We start from the raw sequence: 2,250 nt of genomic DNA on the forward strand, positions 1-2,250 counted from the left end.
GGCCTGGACCTCGGGGCTTGCACCGTAGCGGCGGACCACACCGACGAACTCTTCGACGTCGTGGCCGCGCAGCTTCAGTTTGGGAGCGCCTTCTTCGGTGAAGGCTGGTTGACCGTACTTATCGGTCGCCTGGGCAATGTGGTACAGCTCATGTTCGACCAGGGCGCAGAAGTCAGCGTCGGAACACTGGGCGCAGTAATCGGCAGCCAGAGTGATGATGAAGGCCGGCACATCGCCGAACCAATCGCGCATCTGTTGTTCYATCCGGGCTTTCTGCCAACCGCCGGCACGGAACGCTACCTGTTCGGCTTGTCCCAGGACTGTCCGGCCCTGTTTCTCGAAACTCGACGACGCCCACATGATCCGGATGTCTGCATCCAGTAAATGGGCATGGTCTTCGTTGTGAATGCTGCCGGTGTCGGAGAGGATCTCGGTTTGGAGCCACTCCCATACGTCAGAGGCAGGAGTAAGGCGGATACCGAAGTCGGAGAGCTCTGACAGCTCAAGCAGCGACTGGGGCGGCATTGGTCTGCCCATCGTTCACCTAATGCTTGAAATGGTGGCTGGTTGTCGGTATTGCTGGACTTCAACTCAACGCAAGGAGCAATCGCATGGAATACAAGAAGGCTGAAATCGTCGTTCGCAAGGAAACTGGGCAACCGAAAACGCTTCCAGAGGTGGCTTTTACTTTCAACCAAAACCGACCATCTCTTAGCCAAAACATCGCCGCATACAAACCAGGTACGGACGGTCACTGCTGGCTGGGGATTGAAACCGAGCCGTTCGAAGGCTGGGCACAAGCAACCGTCATTGATTTTTCACACCCAAACGACGGTCATGGCGTGTTCTCCGTGGCCGGCATCCCCACTCAGGAAGGAGGGTGGCTTTGGTTCCCGGTGCTCGGGACTGGACCGGTCACGACTTATACTGACCGCTCCTAACAATCAGCTGTCATCCTGACTGTCTCGCTGCGTGCCTGTCCGTGCAGCAGCGCGACGACTAGCCCCTGCGGCAGGCCAGCAGCCTTTGCAGTGCCTACCGCCTTGGCGATTGCGCAATCAAGGTCGATGACGGCCTTGTTGATGTCTGGGCTCATCGGTAGAACGTGGCGCAGGCGGGTGACGTTGCTCATTGGCTGAATGGATCGGCGGGCTTGGCGATCGAACGCACAAACCACATGAAACCTTGCTGCAGATTGGTCTTCGCCAGTGCCAGCAGGCGCGGGTCAACACCCTCAATCTGGCCGATCTGCTTGAACAGCTCACCCGCATCAGCTTCCAGAGCCTTGATGGAGTTCATGCCGTCAATCTCGGATTGAGTCAGGTCGCGGTAGCCGGTGATTTTCTTGTGCTGGTTGTCCATGGTCATACCCTCGTCGCGTGTCGCGACACAATTTGATAATTCACGAAACGTGTCGCGACCTACCCCGCCACCTCAAACACATGCCCACGCCGAGCCCAGGCATAAGCCACCACTCCGGCATGGATCATCACGGTGAATGGGCTCACGTAGTGCCCCTGGATCGCCGCAGCGAAATCTCCAAACGCACCGATGGCCACCAGGTAGAACGAAATGCTGAGCGTTGGCTGCTCAATCGGTCGGACGCGGCGCAGGAAGTCGACCGCAGCGATCACCACCAGCACACACAGGAATGCGTCTATGCCTCCCAGAATAGGATTCATGATCAGGCACTCCCGGTTGCGCCGAACCGTCCCGCCAGTGCCTTGAGGCCCGGGATGATGTTCATCGCCAGCAGGCCAATCAGGAAGGCAACACCATTTTGGGTGTCACTATCTGGCGGAAGGCCAAACTGGTGAACGGCCAGGGGCGTGGTGAAAATCGCCGACAGGAAACCGGTGGCCACCGCCCAGAATGCCTGCTTACGGGTCAGTCCCTGCAATAGGGTCAGCGATACACAAGCGCCCGCGAAACCAGCGACAGCTACGCCGTACTTCGCAACGAGCGCAGCCGCAGCTGTAGATGCTGGTTCAGCCATTTGATACTCCAGAAACGAGAAAGCCCCAGCGAATGCTGAGGCTCGAAATAGATTTGCGGTCTCTCCCGCCGTCCGCCAAAGATCTTCACGACGCTGGCACCCTTCTGCACCAGTCTCGCCGATCCGTCTTGCGCCACTCTGGAGCATGTACGGCCAGGGTGCGCGGGCTGCCGGTGTTAATTCCGTACGTCGCACTATCCGGCTATCGACGTCAAGGCCTTCCCTGGAGCCACCAGTGTAAACTGGCGGGATTG

6 protein-coding genes are annotated in these 2,250 nt (G+C 58.5%); 1 reads left to right on the forward strand and 5 read right to left on the reverse strand.

The window, feature by feature from the left end; all coding sequences use genetic code 11:
• A partial coding sequence (locus AC1DH9_RS27670; protein ID WP_477809189.1) for a putative metallopeptidase occupies nucleotides 1-537 on the reverse strand: 537 nt, incomplete at its 3' end.
• A gap of 74 nt (nucleotides 538-611) precedes the next feature.
• Here AC1DH9_RS27670 and AC1DH9_RS27675 point away from each other — a divergent pair.
• The gene (locus AC1DH9_RS27675; protein ID WP_477761281.1) at nucleotides 612-941 is read left to right on the forward strand and encodes a hypothetical protein; all 330 of its coding nucleotides are present in this window, start codon (nucleotides 612-614) and stop codon (nucleotides 939-941) included.
• Here AC1DH9_RS27675 and AC1DH9_RS27680 read toward each other — a convergent pair.
• The 4 genes from AC1DH9_RS27680 to AC1DH9_RS27695 are packed head-to-tail and all read right to left on the reverse strand — an operon-like array spanning nucleotide 938 to nucleotide 1,996.
• The gene (locus tag AC1DH9_RS27680) at nucleotides 938-1,132 is read right to left on the reverse strand and encodes a hypothetical protein (protein ID WP_477761282.1); all 195 of its coding nucleotides are present in this window, start codon (nucleotides 1,130-1,132) and stop codon (nucleotides 938-940) included. The two genes, AC1DH9_RS27675 and AC1DH9_RS27680, sit on opposite strands and share 4 nt — an antisense overlap.
• Nucleotides 1,129-1,362 (reverse strand): Acb2/Tad1 domain-containing protein, encoded by a 234-nt coding sequence (locus tag AC1DH9_RS27685; RefSeq protein WP_477761283.1) that lies wholly within the window; start codon nucleotides 1,360-1,362, stop codon nucleotides 1,129-1,131. Before AC1DH9_RS27685 ends, AC1DH9_RS27680 begins: the two co-directional genes overlap by 4 nt.
• A 59-nt stretch (nucleotides 1,363-1,421) precedes the next feature.
• Nucleotides 1,422-1,682 carry a hypothetical protein gene (locus tag AC1DH9_RS27690; protein WP_477761284.1) on the reverse strand — a complete coding sequence of 87 codons (261 nt, stop codon included), beginning with the start codon at nucleotides 1,680-1,682 and terminating at the stop codon, nucleotides 1,422-1,424.
• Nucleotides 1,683-1,684: 2 nt separating this feature from the next.
• A complete protein-coding gene (locus tag AC1DH9_RS27695; RefSeq protein WP_054597600.1) occupies nucleotides 1,685-1,996 on the reverse strand; it encodes a hypothetical protein in 312 nt (103 codons plus the stop codon).
• Nucleotides 1,997-2,250: the final 254 nt, after the last annotated feature.

The sequence above is a fragment of the Pseudomonas sp. 05T35 genome (assembly GCF_056396605.1).

Excerpts from the sequence above, each read along its gene's own strand:
- AC1DH9_RS27675 (WP_477761281.1), top strand. The coding sequence starts at position 612 with ATGGAATACAAGAAGGCTGAAATCGTCGTTCGCAAGGAAACTGGGCAA.
- AC1DH9_RS27680 (WP_477761282.1), bottom strand. The coding sequence starts at position 1,132 with ATGAGCAACGTCACCCGCCTGCGCCACGTTCTACCGATGAGCCCAGAC.
- AC1DH9_RS27685 (WP_477761283.1), bottom strand. The coding sequence starts at position 1,362 with ATGGACAACCAGCACAAGAAAATCACCGGCTACCGCGACCTGACTCAA.
- AC1DH9_RS27690 (WP_477761284.1), bottom strand. The coding sequence starts at position 1,682 with ATGAATCCTATTCTGGGAGGCATAGACGCATTCCTGTGTGTGCTGGTG.
- AC1DH9_RS27695 (WP_054597600.1), bottom strand. The coding sequence starts at position 1,996 with ATGGCTGAACCAGCATCTACAGCTGCGGCTGCGCTCGTTGCGAAGTAC.